18 protein-coding genes are annotated in these 19,639 nt (G+C 55.0%); 7 read left to right on the top strand and 11 right to left on the bottom strand.

The genetic code is table 11. The annotated features are described in order from the left end of the window. Window positions 1–138 precede the first annotated feature (138 nt). Complete coding sequence (gene yghB / locus HVX64_RS04215) at window positions 139–798, top strand: DedA family general envelope maintenance protein YghB (protein ID WP_042998153.1); 660 nt, start codon at window positions 139–141, stop codon at window positions 796–798. Window positions 799–849: 51 nt separating this feature from the next. Here the strand turns inward: yghB and HVX64_RS04210 are convergent, their stop codons facing one another. Together HVX64_RS04210 and HVX64_RS24225 are read right to left on the bottom strand one after the other, a co-directional pair. After that, window positions 850–1,749, bottom strand: coding sequence for an AraC family transcriptional regulator (locus tag HVX64_RS04210; RefSeq protein WP_181825297.1), 900 nt, complete (start codon window positions 1,747–1,749; stop codon window positions 850–852). A gap of 14 nt (window positions 1,750–1,763) precedes the next feature. After that, window positions 1,764–1,892 carry a hypothetical protein gene (locus tag HVX64_RS24225; protein WP_099433653.1) on the bottom strand — a complete coding sequence of 43 codons (129 nt, stop codon included), beginning with the start codon at window positions 1,890–1,892 and terminating at the stop codon, window positions 1,764–1,766. Between the two features lie 49 nt (window positions 1,893–1,941). Between HVX64_RS24225 and yqhD the strand changes: the two genes are divergently transcribed. Together yqhD and dkgA are read left to right on the top strand one after the other, a co-directional pair. Next, window positions 1,942–3,105 carry an alcohol dehydrogenase gene (gene yqhD, locus HVX64_RS04205; protein ID WP_044255728.1) on the top strand — a complete coding sequence of 388 codons (1,164 nt, stop codon included), beginning with the start codon at window positions 1,942–1,944 and terminating at the stop codon, window positions 3,103–3,105. 104 nt (window positions 3,106–3,209) lie between these two features. Further along, window positions 3,210–4,037 (top strand): 2,5-didehydrogluconate reductase DkgA, encoded by an 828-nt coding sequence (gene dkgA, locus HVX64_RS04200; protein WP_042998156.1) that lies wholly within the window; start codon window positions 3,210–3,212, stop codon window positions 4,035–4,037. A gap of 47 nt (window positions 4,038–4,084) precedes the next feature. Here the strand turns inward: dkgA and HVX64_RS04195 are convergent, their stop codons facing one another. The 5 genes from HVX64_RS04195 to HVX64_RS04175 form a co-directional block, all read right to left on the bottom strand. Further along, entirely contained in the window at window positions 4,085–6,256 is a 2,172-nt protein-coding gene (locus tag HVX64_RS04195; RefSeq protein WP_044255731.1) for a YgiQ family radical SAM protein, read from the bottom strand. Between the two features lie 109 nt (window positions 6,257–6,365). After that, a complete protein-coding gene (gene ftsP / locus HVX64_RS04190; protein ID WP_042998158.1) occupies window positions 6,366–7,778 on the bottom strand; it encodes a cell division protein FtsP in 1,413 nt (470 codons plus the stop codon). 122 nt (window positions 7,779–7,900) lie between these two features. After that, window positions 7,901–8,638: a 1-acylglycerol-3-phosphate O-acyltransferase gene (gene plsC / locus HVX64_RS04185; protein ID WP_042998159.1), complete on the bottom strand. Its 738-nt coding sequence runs from the start codon at window positions 8,636–8,638 to the stop codon at window positions 7,901–7,903. Window positions 8,639–8,916: 278 nt separating this feature from the next. After that, window positions 8,917–11,175: a DNA topoisomerase IV subunit A gene (parC, locus tag HVX64_RS04180; protein ID WP_061070588.1), complete on the bottom strand. Its 2,259-nt coding sequence runs from the start codon at window positions 11,173–11,175 to the stop codon at window positions 8,917–8,919. 130 nt (window positions 11,176–11,305) lie between these two features. Beyond that, entirely contained in the window at window positions 11,306–11,698 is a 393-nt protein-coding gene (locus HVX64_RS04175) for a YgiW/YdeI family stress tolerance OB fold protein (protein WP_042324346.1), read from the bottom strand. A gap of 151 nt (window positions 11,699–11,849) precedes the next feature. Here HVX64_RS04175 and qseB point away from each other — a divergent pair, with 151 nt between their 5' ends. The 4 genes from qseB to HVX64_RS04155 all read left to right on the top strand — a co-directional run bounded on the left by qseB (window position 11,850) and on the right by HVX64_RS04155 (window position 14,888). Continuing rightward, on the top strand, window positions 11,850–12,515 hold the full coding sequence (gene qseB, locus HVX64_RS04170) for a quorum sensing response regulator transcription factor QseB (protein ID WP_044255734.1): 666 nt from the start codon (window positions 11,850–11,852) through the stop codon (window positions 12,513–12,515). Further along, on the top strand, window positions 12,506–13,855 hold the full coding sequence (qseC, locus tag HVX64_RS04165) for a quorum sensing histidine kinase QseC (protein ID WP_181825422.1): 1,350 nt from the start codon (window positions 12,506–12,508) through the stop codon (window positions 13,853–13,855). The genes qseB and qseC overlap by 10 nt, the downstream gene beginning before the upstream one ends. A gap of 106 nt (window positions 13,856–13,961) precedes the next feature. Further along, a complete protein-coding gene (locus HVX64_RS04160; protein ID WP_044255742.1) occupies window positions 13,962–14,543 on the top strand; it encodes an NAD(P)H-dependent oxidoreductase in 582 nt (193 codons plus the stop codon). Window positions 14,544–14,573: 30 nt separating this feature from the next. Then, window positions 14,574–14,888 carry a putative quinol monooxygenase gene (locus tag HVX64_RS04155; RefSeq protein WP_042998164.1) on the top strand — a complete coding sequence of 105 codons (315 nt, stop codon included), beginning with the start codon at window positions 14,574–14,576 and terminating at the stop codon, window positions 14,886–14,888. A gap of 54 nt (window positions 14,889–14,942) precedes the next feature. On the opposite strand, the gene HVX64_RS04150 is transcribed toward HVX64_RS04155, so the two are convergent. The 4 genes from HVX64_RS04150 to cpdA form a co-directional block, all read right to left on the bottom strand. Next, window positions 14,943–16,127, bottom strand: a complete 1,185-nt coding sequence (locus HVX64_RS04150; RefSeq protein WP_044255745.1) for a PLP-dependent aminotransferase family protein — start codon at window positions 16,125–16,127, stop codon at window positions 14,943–14,945. A gap of 176 nt (window positions 16,128–16,303) precedes the next feature. Next, the gene (parE, locus tag HVX64_RS04145) at window positions 16,304–18,196 is read right to left on the bottom strand and encodes a DNA topoisomerase IV subunit B (protein WP_044255748.1); all 1,893 of its coding nucleotides are present in this window, start codon (window positions 18,194–18,196) and stop codon (window positions 16,304–16,306) included. 27 nt (window positions 18,197–18,223) lie between these two features. Next, window positions 18,224–18,805, bottom strand: a complete 582-nt coding sequence (gene yqiA, locus HVX64_RS04140) for an esterase YqiA (RefSeq protein ID WP_042998167.1) — start codon at window positions 18,803–18,805, stop codon at window positions 18,224–18,226. Beyond that, window positions 18,805–19,632, bottom strand: coding sequence for a 3',5'-cyclic-AMP phosphodiesterase (gene cpdA / locus HVX64_RS04135; RefSeq protein WP_042998168.1), 828 nt, complete (start codon window positions 19,630–19,632; stop codon window positions 18,805–18,807). The genes yqiA and cpdA overlap by 1 nt, the downstream gene beginning before the upstream one ends. Window positions 19,633–19,639: the final 7 nt, after the last annotated feature.

The raw sequence follows: 19,639 nt of genomic DNA, 5'->3' as shown, positions 1-19,639 counted from the left end.
ATTGACGCCAATGGACATCTATGCAGACACGTCGAACGAATTTGTCTGCATTTGTTGCGCCCGGGATCAAGTCATCCGGGTCCGTTCAGGAGTACAATAGGATTATTAAGGCGTAAACGCTGTTCCACAGGAAAGTCCATGGCTGTCATTCAAGATATTATCGCTGCGCTCTGGCAACATGATTTTGCCGCGCTGGCGGACCCACATGTTGTTAGCGTCGTCTACTTTGTGATGTTTGCCACGCTGTTTTTAGAGAATGGCCTGTTACCGGCCTCATTTTTGCCCGGCGATAGTCTGCTGCTCTTAGCAGGCGCATTGGTCGCGCAAGGCGTCATGAGCTTTGTTCCTACCCTGCTGATCCTGACGACAGCGGCCAGCCTCGGCTGTTGGCTCAGTTATATTCAGGGACGCTGGCTGGGCAATACGCGAACGGTAAAAGGCTGGCTGGCGCAACTTCCGGCGAAATACCACCAGCGCGCGACCTGCATGTTTGACCGTCACGGTCTGCTGGCGCTGCTGGCAGGCCGTTTTCTGGCGTTCGTGCGCACACTACTGCCAACCATGGCGGGGATTTCCGGGCTCTCTAACCGTCGCTTCCAGTTTTTCAACTGGCTGAGCGGGCTGCTGTGGGTCGGCGTGGTCACCAGCTTTGGCTACGCACTTAGCATGATCCCGTTTGTGAAGCGCCATGAAGATCAGGTCATGACCTTCCTGATGATCCTGCCCATTTTTCTGCTGGCGGCGGGGTTGATCGGCACGGTGGTGGTAGTGATTAAGAAGAAATACTGCAGCGCCTGACCTGAATCCAGCCGGATGACACGTCGTTCATCCGGCTGACTCACAATAACGTTAACTCCCCTGCATAGTGCGGATCCGCGCCGCATCTTCCCCCGGCGTCACCCCGAAATAGCGCTTAAATTCACGACTAAACTGCGACGCGCTTTCATAACCCACCCGCATTGCCGCCGCGCTGGCCTTCATGCCGTCGTGAATTATCATCATCCGCGCTTTATGTAACCGATAGGTTTTCAGATACTGCAACGGCGATGTGCTGGTCACTGACTTAAAATTATGATGGAACGCAGAAACGCTCATATTGGCTTCGGCCGCCAGTTGCTCGACGTTGAGGTTTTCGGTGTACTTATTTTCAATGCGTTTGAGCACACGGCTAATCAGGCTGAAATGGGTCTGGCGACTCACCAGCGCCAGCAGCGCGCCGCCGCGTGGCCCGGTCAGAACGTGATAGAGGATTTCACGGATAATCTGTTTACCGAGGATCCGTGCGTCCAGCGGTCGCTCCATGACGTCGAGCAGACGTTCCGCCGCGCAGAGGATCTCTTCTGAGAGCGTGGCGGAGTTGATCCCACTTGCCGCCATCGACGGCTGAAAGTGTTCGTCTTCGCCAATGTCCATCAGCAGTTCCTGCAATTGCAGGATATCGACATTGATGCGAAATCCGGCGAGCGGTACGTCCGGAGTCGCATAGGTTTCACATTCGAAGGGTAAAGGTACGGTCAGCAGCAGGTATTCATTGGCGTCATAACGGAAAACCCGCTCATTGATGTAACCGATTTTATGACCGGAAAAGAGAAATATGATGCCGGGGTCGTACATCACGGGTGTCCGTAAACCCGGTTCAGTACCGTACAGCAGACTGATGTCCGGCAGCAGCTCATTGAGCTTATGTTCATTGTTTTTCAATTGCTTAACTTTATCTGTCAGCAGTAAACAGATCTCTTCGCGGTTCATAACGGGTTATTTTCTCAACGAATGACGACGCCTTGATTGTGCGCAAATTTATCGCTTTTCTCCAGCGCCCTGGAGAAATGGGCAAGACATTGGCAGAAATGAGCATTGAGAGGATAGCCGCGCACGACCACAATGTTCTCCATCCGGCAGACCCTCCTGCCCTCTTTTTTTACCCACATAAGGGAACGAGCAATGAATAACTTTAATCTGCATACCCCGACCCGCATTCTGTTTGGTAAAGGCGCAATCGCTGAACTGCGCGCACAAATCCCACAAGACGCACGCGTGCTGATCACCTACGGCGGCGGCAGCGTGAAAAAGACGGGCGTACTGGCGCAGGTCCAGGAGGCGCTGAAAGGCCTGGACGTGCGCGAATTTGGCGGCATTGAGCCTAACCCGTCGTATGAAACGCTGATGAACGCAGTCAACATCGCCCGTGAAGAGAACATTACCTTCCTGCTGGCCGTCGGCGGGGGTTCTGTTCTTGATGGCACCAAATTCATCGCTGCTGCCGCCCACTATGCGGATGGCGTTGACCCGTGGCATATCCTGCAAACCAGCGGTAGCGATATCAAAAGCGCAATCCCGATGGGTTCTGTGCTGACGCTGCCGGCGACCGGTTCTGAATCCAACAAAGGCGCGGTTATCTCGCGTAAAACCACCGGCGACAAACAGGCCTTCCATTCTGCCCATGTGCAGCCGGTCTTTGCGGTACTGGATCCGGTTTATACCTACACCCTTCCGCCACGTCAGGTGGCGAACGGTGTGGTTGATGCGTTTGTGCATACCGTTGAACAGTACGTCACATATCCGGTTGATGCCAAAATTCAGGATCGCTTCGCGGAGGGCATTCTGCTGACGCTGGTGGAAGATGGCCCGAAAGCGCTAAAAGACCCGGAAAACTACGATGTACGTGCGAACGTTATGTGGGCAGCCACCCAGGCGCTGAACGGCCTGATTGGCGCAGGCGTGCCGCAGGACTGGGCAACCCATATGTTGGGCCATGAACTAACAGCGATGCACGGTCTGGATCACGCTCAGACGCTGGCGGTCGTTCTGCCCGCACTGTGGAATGAAAAACGCGATACCAAACGCGAAAAACTGCTGCAATATGCAGAGCGCGTGTGGAACATCACCGACGGTTCTGAAGATGAGCGTATTGATGCCGCGATTGCAGCCACCCGTAATTTCTTCGAGCAACTGGGCGTCCCGACTCGCCTGTCTGGCTATGGCCTTGACGGCAGTTCAATCCCGGCTCTGCTGGCGAAACTGGAAGAGCACGGCATGACGCAACTGGGTGAGCGTAAAGACATTACCCTGGATGTCAGCCGCCGCATTTACGAGGCAGCGCGCTAAGCTTTTTTCACCTCTGACTTTCGTTTTTGGGCATTTCGTCCAGACTTAAGTCACCTTACATCACCGGAGTCCCCCTCCGGTGATGAGCACATGAAGGAGGAAAAATGGCAAACCAAACCGTAATTAAGCTTCAGGATGGCAATGTAATGCCCCAACTGGGGTTAGGCGTATGGAAAGCCGGTAACGACGAGGTCGTCTCCGCCATTCATAAAGCACTGGAAGTCGGCTATCGGTCCATAGATACCGCCGCCGCCTACAAAAATGAAGACGGCGTCGGCAAAGCGTTAGCCAGCGCAGGTCTCCCCCGCGATGAGTTGTTCATCACCACCAAGCTGTGGAATGACGATCAGAAACGCCCCCGCGACGCGTTGATGGAGAGTCTGGAAAAACTCCAGTTAGATTATCTCGACCTGTATCTGATGCACTGGCCGGTTCCGGCAATCGATCACTATGTTTCCGCCTGGCAAGGCATGATCGATCTGCAAAAAGAGGGGCTGATTAAGAGCATCGGTGTGTGTAATTTCCAGGTCAACCACCTCCAGCGCCTGATTGACGAAACGGGCGTTACGCCGGTGATTAACCAGATCGAACTGCATCCGCTGATGCAACAGCGCCAGCTACACGCGTGGAATGCGACGCACAAAATCCAGACGGAATCCTGGAGTCCGCTGGCACAGGGTGGCGAAGGCGTTTTCGATCAAAAAATCATTCGTGATCTGGCGGATAAATACGGTAAAACACCGGCGCAGATTGTCATTCGCTGGCATCTGGATAACGGTCTGGTCGTGATCCCGAAATCCGTCACGCCATCGCGTATCGCCGAGAACTTCGACGTCTGGGATTTCCGACTCGACAAAGACGAACTTGGTGAGATTGCGAAGCTCGATCAGGGCAAGCGCCTGGGGCCCGATCCGGATCAGTTCGGCGGCTAATTCCCTTCTCTTTTAATAAGCCCGGTGTTTACCACCGGGCAACCCCATTATCGCCCGGCGACTTTGGTACGCTTTTTGTTGGCGGCTGGCGTCTGACGCTGATGCGCCACCGGCGTATGCTTGGTCAGCGCCGGACGGGTGTTACGGTTCTGACGGCGCGCTTCGCGCATCTCTTCCAGCGTCGGCGCCGGTACCAGACACTCGCGACGTCCACCAATCAGATGTTTTTTCCCCATCTCTTCCAGCGCCTGACGGATCATCGGCCAGTTAGCCGGATCGTGGTAACGCAGCAGCGCTTTATGCAGACGACGCTGCTTATCTCCCTTCGGCACCACCACATCTTCACTCTTATAGCCAATCTTACCCAGCGGGTTTTTGCCGGTGTAATACATGGTGGTCGAGTTGGCCAGCGGCGACGGATAGAAGTTCTGCACCTGATCGAGACGGAAGCGATGTTTCTTCAACCACAGCGCCAGATTCACCATATCCTCGTCACGCGTTCCCGGATGCGCGGAGATGAAGTACGGGATCAGATACTGCTCTTTCCCGGCCTGCTTCGAGTAGAGATCGAACAGTTGTTTGAAGCGGTCATAGCTGCCCATACCCGGCTTCATCATCTTCGACAACGGCCCTTCTTCGGTATGTTCCGGCGCAATCTTCAGATAACCGCCGACGTGGTGGCTCGCCAGCTCTTTGATATAGCGCGGATCTTCCACTGCGATGTCGTAACGCACGCCGGAGGCAATCAGGATCTTCTTGATGCCTTTCAGATCGCGCGCGCGGCGATAGAGGTTGATCGTCGGCTCGTGGTTGGTATCCATATGCGGACAGATATCCGGATAAACACACGACAGACGACGACAGGTCTGTTCTGCGCGCGGTGACTTACAGCGCAGCATATACATGTTGGCCGTCGGTCCGCCGAGATCGGAGATCACGCCGGTAAAACCCGGCACGGTATCGCGGATCGCTTCAATCTCATTGATGATTGAATCTTCAGAACGGCTCTGAATAATGCGTCCTTCGTGTTCGGTGATCGAACAGAACGAGCAACCACCGAAACAGCCGCGCATGATGTTGATCGAGAAACGGATCATCTCGTAGGCCGGGATGCGGCTGTTGCCGTATGCCGGGTGTGGCACGCGCTTATACGGTAGGGCAAAAACGCTGTCCATCTCTTCAGTAGAGAGTGGGATCGCCGGCGGGTTGATCCAGATGTAGCGATCGCCATGCTTTTGCATCAGCGCACGCGCACAGCCTGGGTTGGTTTCATGGTGCAGGATCCGCGAAGCGTGCGCATACAGCACTTTGTCGCCCTTCACTTTTTCAAAGGACGGCAGCAGAACGTAGGTTTTTTCCCACGGTTTCGGACGCGCGGGCTGCACGGTAATGGCTTTCGCTTCCTGCTTTTTCGGGGCAACCGGTTTGTTGTCGGCGCACGGCAAATCTTCACCATACGGATGCGGGATCGGATCGATTTTCCCCGGCGTATCCAGACGCGTGGAATCGACGCCGCTCCAGCCAGGCAGCGCTTCTTTCACCATAATCGCCGTGTTACGCACATCGCGGATCTGATCGATGGTTTCACCCATCGCCAGACGGTGCGCCACTTCCACCAACGGACGCTCGCCGTTGCCAAACATCAGCATATCGGCTTTAGAATCCACCAGCACGGAACGGCGCACGGTATCAGACCAATAATCGTAATGCGCGGTACGACGCAGGCTCGCTTCAATACCACCGAGGATCACCGGCACATCTTTCCACGCCTCTTTACAGCGCTGGGTATAGACCAGCGTGGCGCGGTCCGGGCGCTTGCCCGCGACGTTATCCGGCGTGTAGGCATCGTCATGGCGCAGGCGGCGATCGGCAGTGTAGCGGTTGATCATCGAGTCCATGTTGCCAGCGGTTACGCCAAAGAACAGGTTCGGTTTGCCCAGACGCATAAAGTCGTCTTTGCTGTTCCAGTCCGGCTGCGCAATGATGCCGACACGGAAGCCCTGTGCTTCCAGCATTCGACCACAAATCGCCATACCAAAACTCGGGTGATCGACATAGGCGTCGCCGGTTACCAGAATAATGTCGCAGCTATCCCAGCCAAGTTGATCCATTTCGTCGCGTGACATCGGCAAAAAAGGAGCGGGACCAAAACAGGCCGCCCAGTACTGAGGCCAGGAGAAGAGATCTCTGTCTGGCTGGATCAGGGATATTGCGCTCATAGTGCTTCCAAAAATGGTAAAAAAATAATCAAAGGCCGGCGATTATATGCCGGAACGAATGAGAAATCGAAGGATAATCTCTCTCGCATCGTCGCGAGAGAGAGGAGGATTACGCCGCCGGATTCACCAGAATCTGACCGATTGAACCACGGTCCGCCATTTCCAGCGTCTGGCTGTGGAAGTAAAACGGGAAATGCGCCCAGGACGGCTGTCCGTAGTAAACCAGCAGCTCTACCTGCCCATCCACCCAGACGGTATCTTTCCAGCCACGATCTTCCGGGAATGGCATCGCGCCGTTGACGTTACGCACGAGGAACGACACCCCTTCAATATGGAATGACTGCGGCATATCGGCCCGCACCGTCCAGCGCTCCCAGGAACCCTGCTGCGCAGTGATATCAATGCGGTTGACGTCCCATAACTGGCCGTTGATGCCTGGATCGTCGCCCAGACTGATGTCGCGACTGCGAATTGGCGTACCGCTCATGATCTCGGTCGGCAGCAGACGCATCGGCAGGCTGTCGGTCACCAGTGGCAACAGACCGGTTGGGCGCAGCGTTAACACCAGCGTGGACACCAGAATGCTCGACGGTTCAAAGAACCCCCGGATCCGGTCGACAATGCTCGCTGCCTCACCGCAGGTAATCGACACTTCATCGCCATTGGTCATATCAACCAGAATTTCGCGGCGCTCGCCGGGTGCCAGCGACAACTGTTTTACTGACACCGGTGCCGGCAAAAAGCCCTGGTCGCCGGAGATAACATGCAGCGCGCGACCGTCGCTCATCTGCAACTGATAACGACGGGAGTTAGAGGCATTCAGCAAACGCAGACGCACCCAGCCGCGGGACACTTCCACGTAAGGGCTTTGGACGCCGTTGACCAACAGCGTATCGCCGACAAAACCGCCGCTGCCAGGCTCGCTGTATTCCGGCGTGCCGAAGTTATCCAGCCGCTTGTCCTGAATAATAATCGGGAAGTCATCGACACCGTAATGGTTGGGGATCGGCAGCGATTTACTGACCTCATCTTCAACCAGCCACATCCCGGCCAGGCCATTATAAACCTGCTGCGCGGTACGGTTCGGCGTATTGGCGTGGTACCACAGCGTGGCGGCGTTCTGGCGGATGGGCAGTACCGGCGCCCAGTCCGCGTTTGGCGACATCATGCGCGCCGGACCGCCCATCAGCGGACCCGGCACCTGAAGACCGGCGATAGTCATCGAGACGTTTTCTGCCAGACGGTTACTGTAGATCAGCTTAACGTCATCCCCTTTCCAGACGCGGATCGTCGGCCCGAGATAACGCCCGTTAATCCCCCAGACCGGCGCTCGCGTGCCCTGGGTAAAGGACCAGTGCGAACGCTGCAGCGTCATAAACAGCGGCTGGCCCCGGCGGGACTCCAGTAGCGGCGGAACGGGCAGCGGCTGTTGCTGACCGGCAGCATGGGCCCTCAGCGGAACGGCACCTGCGCACAGCGCGATCCCCGATGCCTGAATGAACTGACGCCGACTGAGTGACATATAAGCTCCATGTAAAACTGGCTAAATTACGGGCAGGAACTCGTTTCCTGCAAAAACTCGTCATACTCCAGGCTGCATGCGCGTTGGCTTGCAGCACGAATGAGTAAGCATTTATCGCTGAATCACACTTTTCCGGCGGCTTCGCGCTCGGCGACTTCTTTATCCAGTTCAGCGATCTTTTGTTCCATCAACGAGCGGCAGTGCGCGGCTAGTTCACGAACCTGATCTTTACCATACTGACTGATATCCACCGGCGGCAGCATCTCCACAATCACCAGACCATTCTTCAGGCGATTCAGATTAATTTTATTCGAGGTATTGGAAACGCACACCGGAATAATCGGGACGCCAGCCGCAATCGCGGCATGAAACGCCCCGGTTTTAAACGGCAGCAGGCCACGACCCCGGCTGCGGGTGCCTTCCGGAAACATCCAGATGGAGATACGACGCTTTTTAAAATGATTCACCACTTCAGCAATCGTGCCGTGCGCTTTTGCGCGGTTATTACGGTCGATCAGCAGGTTCCCTGTCAGCCAGTAAAGCTGACCAAAAAACGGGATCCACAGCAGGCTCTTCTTCCCGACGGTCACGGTGGGCGGCTGCACGATATTCGCGGCGGTCACCATATCGTAGTTATTCTGATGGTTAGCGATATAGATAGCGTTGCCGTAGCTTTCCGCATCCGCGGGTTTACGGCACTCTACCTTCAGGCCGAACAACGGTGCCAGGCGACCAAACATATGCCCGAAGGTCGCGACGTGTTTTGGGTTACGCGGGCTGAGCAGGCAGTAAAGAGAACCGAAAACACAAACCAGAATGGAATAGATAACGGTAATAATAAGTCGAAAAATAAATAGCATAACAACCTCTGAAGGCCTAAGAGCCCGGGATTCTACGTCACCTGCTATCAGGTTAGGGTATTGTTAATGTGGCTCTCTGGAAAACTGTATTGTTAATCGCGACTCACGAATAAACAACGGTTTTACGGGAAATTTTACTGTCATCCGGCCTGGCGGTATCGTTACAACCGCAGGCCGGATAAGGTATTAACGCCGCCATCCGGCACGATAGTGTTGCCTGATGGCGGCGCGTTGCCTCTTATCAGGCCTACTTATGCCTTCAGGCGTTTAACAGCATTTTACTCTTCGCTGTCGCCACTGCTGGCACGACGCGGCGAATCAATGTCGATGCGATCGATGCGTTGCAAACCGCGCATCAACGTCCCGCGACGGCCGCGCTCGCCGGTCACTTTCTGCAATTCCTCAGGGCGCAGCTTGATTTTGCGTTTCCCGACGTGAATCGTCAGCGTACTTTGCGGCGGCAGAACATACAGTAGCGCCAGCGCATCGTCACCACGCGCCGCATCCGCAGACGGAATGTTGATGATCTTATTCCCTTTGCCTTTCGACAACTGCGGCAGATCGCTGACCGGGAACATCAGCATACGTCCGGCCGTCGTTATCGCCAGCAGCATATCCGTTTCATCTTCAATCACCACCGGCGGCATCACGCGGGCGTTTTCCGGCAGCGTGATGAGTGTCTTACCGGCACGGTTGCGCGCCACCAGATCGTTGAACGTACAGACAAAACCGTAACCCGCATCGGATGCCATCAACAGTTTCTGCTCATCGCCTTCCATCAGCATGTGCTCAACGGTCGCGCCTGGCGGCAGCGTCAGTTTGCCGGTCAACGGTTCGCCCTGACCGCGCGCCGACGGCAGCGTGATCGGATCAATGGCGTAACTACGTCCGGTGGTATCGATAAACACCACTGGCTGGTTGCTCTTCCCTTTCACAGCGGATTTAAAGCTGTCGCCCGCTTTGTAGTTCAGTCCCTGTGCGTCGATGTCATGACCTTTGGCGCTACGCACCCAGCCCATCTGCGACAACACGATCGTCACAGGCTCAGACGGCAGCATGTCGTGTTCGCTCATTGCTTTCGCTTCTTCGCGCTCGCGAAGCGGTGAACGACGATCGTCACCATAGGCGTCGGCATCGGCCTGAAGTTCTTTCTTCAGCAGGGTATTCATTTTGCGTTCAGACGCGAGGATCGCCTGTAGCTGATCGCGTTCTTTCGCCAGTTCATCCTGCTCACCGCGAATCTTCATCTCTTCCAGTTTGGCGAGATGACGCAATTTCAGTTCGAGGATCGCTTCGGCCTGCGTTTCGGTAATACCAAAACGCGACATCAGCGCGGGTTTCGGCTCATCTTCCGTACGGATGATCTCAATGACTTCGTCAATATTGAGAAACGCCACCAGCAAACCTTCCAGGATATGCAGGCGTTTGAGGACTTTCTCGAGGCGATAGTTCAGGCGACGACGCACGGTATCGCGACGGAACGCCAGCCATTCGGTGAGGATCTCCAGCAGGTTTTTCACCGCCGGACGCCCGTCAAGACCGATCATATTAAGGTTAATGCGATAGCTCTTTTCCAGATCGGTGGTGGCAAACAGGTGGTTCATCACCTGTTCCATGTCCACGCGATTGGAACGCGGCACCACCACCAGACGGGTCGGGTTTTCGTGGTCTGACTCATCGCGCAAATCGTCTACCATCGGCAGCTTTTTATTGCGCATCTGGGCGGCGATTTGCTCCAGCACGCGCGCGCCGGAAACCTGGTGCGGCAGCGCGGTAATTACCACCGCGCCGTCTTCTTTCTTCCACACCGCGCGCATGCGCACAGAGCCGCGCCCGTTTTCATAAATTTTACGAATCTCGGCGCGCGGGGTAATGATTTCCGCTTCGGTCGGGTAGTCCGGGCCGTGGACAATATCCAGCACCTCGTCCAGCGTGGTTTTCGGCTGCTCAATCAGGGTGATCGCGGCTTTTGCCACTTCACGCAGGTTGTGCGGCGGAATATCGGTCGCCATGCCGACCGCGATACCGGTTGTACCGTTAAGCAGGATGTTCGGCAGACGCGCAGGCAGCATTTTCGGCTCCTGCATTGTTCCGTCGAAGTTTGGCACCCAGTCAGCGGTTCCCTGGCCGAGTTCACTCAGCAGCAGTTCGGCGTATCTGGACAGGCGGGATTCGGTATAACGCATCGCCGCGAAGGATTTCGGATCGTCCGGCGCCCCCCAGTTCCCCTGGCCATCAACCAGCGGATAACGGTAAGAGAACGGCTGCGCCATCAGCACCATGGCCTCATAGCAGGCGCTGTCTCCGTGCGGGTGATATTTACCCAACACGTCGCCGACGGTACGGGCGGATTTTTTAAATTTGGCGCTGGCATTCAGCCCCAGCTCTGACATCGCATAGACGATGCGGCGCTGAACGGGTTTCAGACCATCACCAATAAACGGCAACGCCCTGTCCATGATGACGTACATGGAGTAATTCAGATAGGCGTTTTCCGTGAATTCATGCAGCGCAAGGCGCTCTGCCATATCGCTCATTAATCGTGATTCCTCAACTGTAAGCCCGCCTGATACCCGGTATCTTTTCAGGCAATATTGCCGCAGATACTACCTTATCTGACGCGTTGAGTCACAAAGAAAAGGGCCGCGAACGCGGCCCTGACAGGGATTATTTGCTGACTTTACTGATTTGCTTCACGTCAATTTCAACGGAATTCCAGTCTTTATCCACTTCACCCTGAATTTCAACGGTATCCTGCGGGGTAACCGTCACGCCATTCCAGCGTTTGTGGTCGATATCGACATTGATGGTGCCTGTCGCATCTTTAAACAGATAGAGGTCATCGGAAATACGTTCAACGATGTTGCCGCGCAGCGTCACCCAGGTGTCATCACGCAAGGATTTCGCACTTTCTACCGTCGTGCTACTACCGTTAGGCCCCTGGAAGCCGCCGCTCTGCGTTTGCGTCGCGGACGGGCCAGAAAAACCACCCTGCTGCGCGGCCAGAACCGGTGCGGAGCAGAGCGCCATGACGGCAACAATTGCAGCCAGTTTTTTCATGATCATTTCTCCCTTTGATGTCATTTCACATCCATTAAATACGGTAATCCTTAACAAGTTCTTAAGGCAAAAAAAGTCTCTTTTTTGCTGTACATCACGTGCAACATCGCGGTTTACTTGCCTTTATCACAGCGGGTGCAGGGATGAAAATATGCGAATTTTACTGGTTGAAGATGATGCGTTGATTGGTGACGGCATTAAAACCGGGCTGAGTAAAATGGGCTTTAGCGTCGACTGGTTTACCGAAGGTCGTCAGGGAAAAGAAGCGCTCTACAGCGCGCCTTACGACGCGGTGATCCTCGATCTCACGCTGCCGGGAATGGACGGGCGCGATATTCTGCGCGACTGGCGCGAACAGGGAAAGCGCGAGCCGGTGCTGATCCTCACCGCGCGCGATGCGCTGGCCGAGCGTGTGGAAGGCCTTCGACTCGGAGCCGATGATTATCTGTGTAAGCCCTTTGCACTGATAGAAGTCGCCGCCAGACTGGAGGCTCTGATGCGTCGCGCCAGCGGTCAGGCCAGCAGTGAATTACGCCACGGGCGGGTGAGCTTACGTCCCGGCGATCGGGTCGCGACGCTGGCGGGTGAGCCATTGATACTCAAGCCAAAAGAGTTCGCACTTCTGGAATTACTGATGCGTAATAAAGGTCGCGTGCTGCCGCGCAAGCTCATTGAAGAGAAGCTGTATAACTGGGACGAAGAGGTCACCAGCAATGCCGTTGAAGTGCACGTCCACCATCTGCGACGCAAGCTGGGCAGCAATTTCATTCGCACCGTTCACGGCATCGGCTATACGCTTGGCGAGGTATCATCGTGACCCAGCGACTCAGCCTGCGCGTCAGGCTTACCCTCATTTTTCTGATTCTGTCAGCCATTACCTGGGCGGCATCGAGTTTTGTCGCCTGGAAAAAAACAACGGATAACGTTGATGAACTGTTTGATACCCAGTTGATGCTCTTCGCCAAACGCCTGGTTACGCTCGATATCAATGAACTGCACGCCACCGAACGGATGGCGCATACGCCAAAGAAATTCAAACACGGTCATGTTGATGATGATGCGCTGACCTTTGCCGTCTACACCACGGACGGCAAGATGGTGCTGCACGACGGCGATAATGGTCAGAACATCCCCTATAGCTACTGCCGGGAAGGCTTTGATGACGGCAAGTTAAATGGCGATGACGATAAATGGCGTTTTATCTGGCTGACTTCCTCCGATGGTAAGTACCGCATCGTGGTCGGTCAGGAGTGGGAATACCGTGAAGATATGGCGCTGGCGATTGTGACGGCGCAACTGATTCCCTGGCTTATCGCCCTGCCGCTGATGCTGCTGTTGTTGATTATGCTGCTGCATCGGGAGCTCATGCCGCTTAAAAAGCTGGCGCAGGCGTTGCGTCTGCGCGATCCGGAATCCAGCGAGCCGCTCAGCTCACACGGCGTCCCGAGTGAAGTGCGCCCGCTGGTCGAATCGCTCAACCAGCTTTTTACCCGTACCCATAAGATGATGGTGCGCGAACGGCGCTTTACCTCAGACGCCGCCCACGAACTGCGTAGTCCGTTAACGGCGCTAAAAGTCCAGACGGAGGTGGCGCAGCTTTCTGATGATGATCCGCAAGCACGCGAGAAAGCGCTGATGCAACTCCATACGGGCATCGATCGTGCCACGCGTCTGGTCGACCAGTTGCTGACGCTTTCCCGTCTCGACTCGCTGGATAACCTGCAGGACGTCGCCACGCTCTCTCTTGAGGAAGTGCTTCAGTCTGCGGTAATGGACATCTGGCAACCCGCGCAGCAGGCGCAGATTGATGTGCGTTTGCAGATCAACGCTCATAATGTGACGCACACCGGGCAACCGCTACTGCTCAGTTTGCTGGTGCGCAATCTGCTGGATAACGCCATCCGCTACAGCCCCAAAGGTAGCGAGGTGGATGTCACGCTTGACGCCCGGCAGTTTACGGTCAGAGACAACGGCCCCGGCGTCACGGCAGAAGTCTTGCCTCACATTGGCGAACGCTTTTATCGCCCGCCCGGACAGCAGGTTACCGGCAGCGGACTGGGCCTGTCGATTGTCCGTCGCATTGCAGCCCTGCACACAATGACAGTGTCGTTTGACAATGCGCCAGACGGGGGTTTTATCGCGACAGTGAAGTGGTAATCGTCGATTATTGCGCCAGATGCAAAAGACTTTGCACATTTTGCTAATTTCACCCTACCGGCTGTTGACGTAAAATTAGCCTCAAACGCATTTCAGAGGATTAATAATGAGCAACATCCTGATTATCAACGGCGCGAAAAAATTCGCACACTCCAATGGCCAATTGAACGACACCCTGACGGAAGTCGCTGACGGCACTCTGCGCGACCTCGGGCATAACGTCAAAATGGTCCGCGCTGACAGCGATTACGACGTGAAAGAAGAAGTGCAGAACTTCGTCTGGGCGGACGTGGTTATCTGGCAAATGCCAGGCTGGTGGATGGGTGCGCCGTGGACCATGAAAAAATACATTGATGACGTGTTCACCGAAGGCCACGGCACACTGTATGCCAGCGATGGTCGTACCCGCTCAGATGCTTCGAAGAAATACGGCTCCGGCGGTCTGATTCAGGGGAAAAAATACATGCTTTCTCTGACCTGGAACGCACCGATGGAAGCCTTCACCGATAAAGATCAGTTTTTCCACGGCGTGGGCGTTGATGGCGTTTATCTGCCGTTCCATAAGGCGAATCAATTCCTTGGAATGGAAGCGCTGCCGACCTTTATTACCAATGACGTCATTAAAATGCCGGATGTACCACGTTCTGTTGCAGAATATCGCGAGCATCTGCAGGCGATTTTTGGTTAACTGGTAACCTGGAATTAGAAGGAGTTAACCATGCTTACAGTTATTGCTGAAATCCGCACCCGTCCGGGACAACATCACCGTCAGGCCGTCCTCGATCAGTTTGCGAAAATTGTTCCAACCGTACTGAAAGAAGAAGGCTGCCACGGCTACGCGCCGATGGTAGATCATGCGGCAAACGTGAGTTTTCAGACCATGGCGCCTGATTCAATCGTGATGATTGAGCAGTGGGAAAGCATCGCGCATCTTGAAGCGCACCTGCAAACCCCGCATATGAAAGCCTACAGCGAAGCCGTTAAAGGCGATGTGCTGGAGATGAATATTCGTATTCTGGAATCCGGTATTTAAACATACCGCGTTGCGCCGGGTCAGCCATTAGTGTCAGACCCGGCAACAGCGACCTCAGGGCAACGCTTTTTTCAATCTCCGTACCGCTTCTTCAAGCTCATCCGCCGTTGGCGTCGCAAAAGACATCCGTAGCGTCCGTTTGTCCGGCTTATCACAGAAGAAGAACTCTCCCGGCACGAATACCACTTTTTCCCGCAGTGTGCGGGAAAGCCATGCCGTGGTATCAAAATCATCACGGAACGTCCCCCACAGGAACATCCCACCCTGCGGCATATGGAATGAGATATGCTCGCCCAGTTCACTGCGAATCGCGTCCGCCAGCAAATAGCACTTCTCACGGTACGCCTGACGAATGAGCTGAATTTGATCGTCCAGACGACCTAACGTCAAATAGCTGGCGGCCATTGCCTGCGAATGCGCGCTGGTATGCAGATCGGTCGCCTGTTTAACGATGGTCGCTTTTTGTCTGATCCATTCCGGCAGTACCACCCAACCCACACGCAGGCCTGGAGCCAGAATCTTGGAAAAAGTCGAGGTATAAATCACCTGCTCAGGACATCCGCTCTCTCGGGCATGCTGGAACAGCGTTTTATAGGTCTCGCCGGTGAAATTGATTTCACCGTAGGGATCGTCTTCGATGATGGCAAAGTCATGCTGTTTCGCCAGTTGAACCAACTTCTGACGACGGGAATCACTAAGAACCACGCCACCGGGGTTACCGAACGTCGGCACGATGTACACAAACTTGATCGTGTTGTTCTGCAGCAAAACTTCCAGATCGTCTACGATCATGCCGTCTTTATCGGTACCAACAGACAGAATATCCGCCTGAGACAGTTGCAGCACCTGCAAGGCGGCAAGATAGGTCGGACGTTCGACGACCACTTTGTCGCCCGGATTGATCAGCGTTCTCACCAGAATATCCAGCGACTGCTGGGACCCATTGGTCACCAGAATGGCGTCGGACGCGGTCTGAATGCCTCGCTTCTGACACAACTGAGCGATCGCTTCCCGCAGAGGCGGAAAACCTTCACTCAGACCGTACTGGAACGCATCCAGAAACTGGTTTTCCATCATGTTACGCGTGGCCATTTCCAGCCCTGTATTATCAAACAGTTCCGGGCTGGGAATACCGCCGCCCAGCGATATCACACCAGGCATTTTGCTATGTTTGAGTAATTCCCTGATAGCGGAGGGTTTAAGGGCGTCGACGCTCTTAGACAGATGTGTGTTGTTCATCCTGTTTCCTTATTATGTATTTTTGGCGTCCATCCCCGGTCAGTGCCATAACGTCAATCCGCGTTCTCGCCTCGATTGAGCCTAATAGACCTCTCTGGCAAGATCAATCAGATATCCTGAAAGCAAAAGGGTAAGCCATGATGGCTTACCCTTTTTATTAACAATGAAACGTATAATTACCCGTCGATATCTGCGAGGTCGCCTTTTTCCTGCAACCAGTTACGGCGATCTTCAGAGCGTTTCTTCGCCAGCAGCATATCCATCATGGCGTTAGTGCGCTGATCGTCCTCATCATCAATGACGAGCTGGACCAGACGACGCGTGTTGGGATCCAGCGTGGTTTCACGCAACTGCATCGGGTTCATTTCACCCAGTCCTTTAAAGCGCTGTACGTTTGGCTTGCCTTTCTTGCGCTTCAACTGTTCCAGTACGCCCGCTTTCTCTTCTTCCGTCAGCGCGTAATAAACCTCTTTGCCGAGGTCAATTCGGTACAACGGCGGTAGCGCGACGTAGACGTGTCCATGTTTCACCAGCGTGCGGAAATGCTTCACAAACAGCGCGCACAGTAGCGTGGCGATGTGCAGACCATCGGAGTCCGCATCCGCCAGGATACAGATCTTACCGTAACGTAACTGGCTCAGATCGTCGCTGTCCGGATCGATGCCGATCGCGACAGAAATATCGTGCACTTCCTGTGAGGCCAGTACTTCATCAGAAGAGACTTCCCAGGTGTTCAGGATCTTACCCTTCAGCGGCATGATCGCCTGATATTCACGATCGCGCGCCTGCTTGGCGGAGCCGCCCGCCGAGTCCCCTTCCACCAGGAACAGTTCGGTACGATTCAGATCCTGCGCGGTACAGTCCGCCAGTTTTCCCGGCAGCGCCGGACCGCTGGTCAGCTTTTTACGCACCACTTTTTTCGCCGCGCGCAGTCGGCGCTGAGCGCTGGAGATCACCATCTCCGCTAACAGCTCGGCTGACTGGACGTTCTGGTTCAGCCACAGGCTGAAGGCATCTTTCACCACACCAGAGACGAACGCTGCACACTGACGCGACGACAAACGTTCTTTGGTCTGTCCGGCAAACTGTGGATCCTGCATTTTCACCGACAGCACGTAGGCGCAGCGATCCCAGATATCTTCCGCTGAGAGCTTCACGCCGCGCGGCAGAATGTTGCGGTATTCGCAGAACTCACGCATCGCGTCGAGCAGCCCCTGACGCAGACCATTGACGTGCGTCCCGCCCTGCATGGTCGGGATCAGGTTCACGTAGCTTTCGGTCAGCAGTTCGCCGCCTTCCGGCAACCACAGCAGCGCCCAGTCGACCGTTTCCGTGTCACCGGAAAAATTGCCGATGAACGGTTTTTCCGGCAGCGTCGGCAGGCCGTTTACCGCTTCGCGCAGATAATCGTTCAGGCCATCCTGATAGCACCAGCGCTGTTCGCTGTTATTAACTTCATCTTTAAAGGTGATTTCAACGCCAGGGCACAGCACAGCTTTGGCTTTCAGCACGTGCGTTAAGCGCGAGACAGAAAAACGCGGGCTGTCGAAAAAGGTTTCGTCAGGCCAGAAATGGACGCTGGTGCCGGTATTACGCTTGCCGCAGGTGCCAACAACCTGCAAATCCTGAACCTTGTCGCCGTTCTCAAACGCAATGTTATACACCTGACCATCACGACGCACGTTCACTTCCACGCGCTTCGACAGGGCGTTGACCACGGAGATCCCTACGCCGTGCAGGCCGCCGGAGAACTGATAGTTCTTGTTCGAGAACTTGCCGCCCGCGTGCAGCCGACAGAGGATCAGTTCAACCGCCGGAACGCCCTCTTCCGGGTGAATGTCCACGGGCATGCCGCGACCGTCGTCGATAACTTCCAGAGATTGATCGGCATGTAAAATCACATCCACGCGTTTCGCGTGGCCCGCCAGTGCTTCATCGACACTGTTATCAATCACTTCCTGCCCAAGATGGTTAGGGCGGGTCGTATCGGTATACATCCCTGGGCGACGGCGTACCGGCTCAAGCCCAGTGAGTACCTCAATGGCATCAGCGTTATAAGTTTGCGTCATGGTTTTAATAGCAATTCGAAATGATTGTCAGCAACTGTGCAGTCCAAGGAAATCGACAATCGGGTTGAAATAATCTTCGAAGCCCGTGAATGCATGGTTTCCACCTTCAATAACAGTCTGGCGGCATGAGGCGTAATACGCCACTGCCTGGCGGTAGTCCAGCACTTCATCTCCCGTCTGTTGCAGCAGCCAGATTAAATCCGACGCTTCCAGCGGGTCGATCTGCATGACTTTAAGATCGTAAATATGGCGTGACTCTAGCACATATTGCTGCCCCGTGTAGGGGTTCTCGTTCTGACCGAGGTAGTCAGTCAACAGTTCAAATGGCCGGACAGCCGGGTTGACGACAACCGCGGGCAGCATAAAGCACTGTGACAGCCAGGTGGCGTAATAACCGCCTAATGATGATCCCACCACGCCCAGCGCCTCGCCGCCATGCTCCAGTACGATAGACTCCAGCATCTCTGCGGCATCGGCCGGATACGGCGGCAGCTGCGGCACAACCATCTCGACATGAGGATAGTGTTCGTGCAGCCAGTTTTTCAGCAGGCAGGCCTTCGCCGAACGGGGCGAGCTATTGAAGCCGTGCAGGTAGAGAAGCGTAGACATCAGTAGCCTTCAGAAGCGGTATCAGGTCGGAACTCAGTCCCTTGCAAACGACAGACGTCTGTTTTCAACGTACCGTCGGCAAACAGCTCCAGCGTACGCCAGCCAGGGCCGATGCTATCAAGGGTAAAGTTCGCACAATGGGGTTTGAACTGAACGCAGGTGGAGGGCGTCGCCAGCAGACGGCGGCCATTCCAGTCGAGATCCAGTTCCTGATGAATATGCCCGCAAAGCAGATATTTCACGCGCGGATAATTCACCAGCACGTTGTCCAGTTCCGCCGCGTTACGCAGGCTGTGTTGATCCAGCCAACTGCATCCCGCAGGCATGGGGTGATGATGCAGAAGCAACAGAGTGTGACGCTCAGGGGCCGCAGCAAGTTTACGCTCCAGCCACTCGAGCTGAAATTCGCTCAGTTCACCGTGAGGTACGCCGAAGACCTGACTGTCCAGCAGCAGAATTTGCCACTGCTCGCCAACCATGACGCATTTTGCAGGGGAGATCCCCGCCTCTTGTAATGCGCTATACATCGCAGGCTGGAAGTCATGATTACCGGGCAACCAAACGCAAGGCGCACGAAAGCTTGCGATGCCTTCAGCAAAATGCTGATAAGCCGCAGCGGTTTGATCCTGAGCTAAATCACCTGTCGCCACGATCAGATCGTATTCCTGCCCCTCGGCATGAATGGCATCCAACACGGCCTGGTAGCTTTCCCAGGTGTTTACGCCCAATAGCGTTTCGTGCTTTTCGGCAAACAGGTGAGTATCAGTAATTTGTAAGATCCTGACCCTGGCCTCACCAGCCAGAGAAAGGTTTAACAGGCTTTCCAAATGGTGT

This window comes from Citrobacter sp. RHB20-C16 (genome assembly GCF_013890155.1).
In the GTDB taxonomy this organism is placed as follows: domain Bacteria; phylum Pseudomonadota; class Gammaproteobacteria; order Enterobacterales; family Enterobacteriaceae; genus Citrobacter_A; species Citrobacter_A amalonaticus.
Note: the sequence above shows the minus strand (reverse complement) of the source record. Positions and strands in the feature narration are given on the sequence as shown.

Excerpts from the sequence above, each read along its gene's own strand:
- HVX64_RS04155 (WP_042998164.1), top strand. The coding sequence starts at position 14,574 with ATGCTTACAGTTATTGCTGAAATCCGCACCCGTCCGGGACAACATCAC.
- HVX64_RS04210 (WP_181825297.1), bottom strand. The coding sequence starts at position 1,749 with ATGAACCGCGAAGAGATCTGTTTACTGCTGACAGATAAAGTTAAGCAA.
- parE (WP_044255748.1), bottom strand. The coding sequence starts at position 18,196 with ATGACGCAAACTTATAACGCTGATGCCATTGAGGTACTCACTGGGCTT.
- parC (WP_061070588.1), bottom strand. The coding sequence starts at position 11,175 with ATGAGCGATATGGCAGAGCGCCTTGCGCTGCATGAATTCACGGAAAAC.
- HVX64_RS24225 (WP_099433653.1), bottom strand. The coding sequence starts at position 1,892 with ATGGAGAACATTGTGGTCGTGCGCGGCTATCCTCTCAATGCTCATTTC.
- HVX64_RS04160 (WP_044255742.1), top strand. The coding sequence starts at position 13,962 with ATGAGCAACATCCTGATTATCAACGGCGCGAAAAAATTCGCACACTCC.
- yqhD (WP_044255728.1), top strand. The coding sequence starts at position 1,942 with ATGAATAACTTTAATCTGCATACCCCGACCCGCATTCTGTTTGGTAAA.
- yghB (WP_042998153.1), top strand. The coding sequence starts at position 139 with ATGGCTGTCATTCAAGATATTATCGCTGCGCTCTGGCAACATGATTTT.
- qseB (WP_044255734.1), top strand. The coding sequence starts at position 11,850 with ATGCGAATTTTACTGGTTGAAGATGATGCGTTGATTGGTGACGGCATT.
- plsC (WP_042998159.1), bottom strand. The coding sequence starts at position 8,638 with ATGCTATTTATTTTTCGACTTATTATTACCGTTATCTATTCCATTCTG.
- yqiA (WP_042998167.1), bottom strand. The coding sequence starts at position 18,805 with ATGTCTACGCTTCTCTACCTGCACGGCTTCAATAGCTCGCCCCGTTCG.
- HVX64_RS04195 (WP_044255731.1), bottom strand. The coding sequence starts at position 6,256 with ATGAGCGCAATATCCCTGATCCAGCCAGACAGAGATCTCTTCTCCTGG.
- HVX64_RS04150 (WP_044255745.1), bottom strand. The coding sequence starts at position 16,127 with ATGAACAACACACATCTGTCTAAGAGCGTCGACGCCCTTAAACCCTCC.
- HVX64_RS04175 (WP_042324346.1), bottom strand. The coding sequence starts at position 11,698 with ATGAAAAAACTGGCTGCAATTGTTGCCGTCATGGCGCTCTGCTCCGCA.
- dkgA (WP_042998156.1), top strand. The coding sequence starts at position 3,210 with ATGGCAAACCAAACCGTAATTAAGCTTCAGGATGGCAATGTAATGCCC.
- ftsP (WP_042998158.1), bottom strand. The coding sequence starts at position 7,778 with ATGTCACTCAGTCGGCGTCAGTTCATTCAGGCATCGGGGATCGCGCTG.